The organism is Photorhabdus bodei (genome assembly GCF_003287735.1).
GTDB classification, from domain to species: domain Bacteria; phylum Pseudomonadota; class Gammaproteobacteria; order Enterobacterales; family Enterobacteriaceae; genus Photorhabdus; species Photorhabdus kayaii.
This window is the reverse complement of record NZ_NSCM01000134.1, coordinates 1-1088: the sequence shown is the minus strand read 5'-3', so window position 1 is coordinate 1088 and position 1088 is coordinate 1. Positions and strand designations below refer to the sequence as shown.

1 protein-coding gene is annotated in these 1088 nt (G+C 50.4%); it reads right to left on the bottom strand.

The annotated features are described in order from the left end of the window. A partial coding sequence (gene tuf / locus CKY02_RS23090; protein ID WP_112897014.1) for an elongation factor Tu occupies nt 1–1088 on the bottom strand: 1088 nt, incomplete at both ends.

Sequence of the window (1088 nt, the reverse complement as noted above, 5' to 3'; positions counted from 1 at the left end):
GCGATTGGGGCAATCAGGGTAACTTTCATCTGAATGTTATCACCTGGCATCACCATTTCCACGCCTTCTGGCAGTTCAATGGTACCGGTCACGTCAGTTGTACGGAAGTAGAACTGTGGACGGTAGCCTTTGAAGAATGGCGTATGACGGCCACCTTCGTCTTTGCTCAGAATATAAACTTCTGATTCGAAAGTGGTGTGTGGCTTGATTGAACCTGGTTTTGCCAGTACCTGACCACGTTCGATTTCGTCACGCTTGGTACCACGCAGCAGAACACCGACGTTCTCACCTGCACGGCCTTCGTCCAGCAGTTTGCGGAACATTTCTACGCCAGTACAAGTAGTTTTAGTCGTGTCTTTGATACCCACGATTTCAACTTCTTCACCCACTTTAACGATACCGCGCTCTACACGACCAGTTACCACGGTACCCCGGCCTGAAATAGAGAATACATCTTCGATTGGCAACAGGAATGGCTGGTCGATTGCACGCTCTGGTTCTGGAATGTAGCTGTCCAGGGCATCGGCCAGTTCAATGATCTTCGCTTCCCACTCTGCATCACCTTCCAGCGCTTTCAGAGCAGAACCACGGATAACTGGCGTGTCATCGCCTGGGAAATCGTACTGAGACAGCAGCTCACGTACTTCCATCTCAACCAGTTCCAGCAGCTCTTCGTCGTCTACCATGTCACATTTGTTCAGGAACACGATGATGTAAGGAACGCCTACCTGACGACCTAACAGAATGTGCTCACGCGTCTGTGGCATTGGACCGTCAGTCGCGGCAACTACCAAGATTGCGCCGTCCATCTGAGCCGCACCGGTGATCATGTTTTTCACATAGTCGGCGTGGCCTGGGCAGTCAACGTGCGCATAGTGGCGGCTTGGGGTATCGTATTCTACGTGAGAAGTAGAAATGGTGATACCACGTGCTTTTTCTTCTGGTGCGTTATCAATTTGATCGAATGCACGAGCATTACCACCGTAGGTTTTAGCCAATACAGTAGTGATAGCAGCAGTCAGGGTAGTTTTACCGTGGTCAACGTGGCCGATAGTACCAACGTTAACGTGCGGTTTTGTACGTTCAAA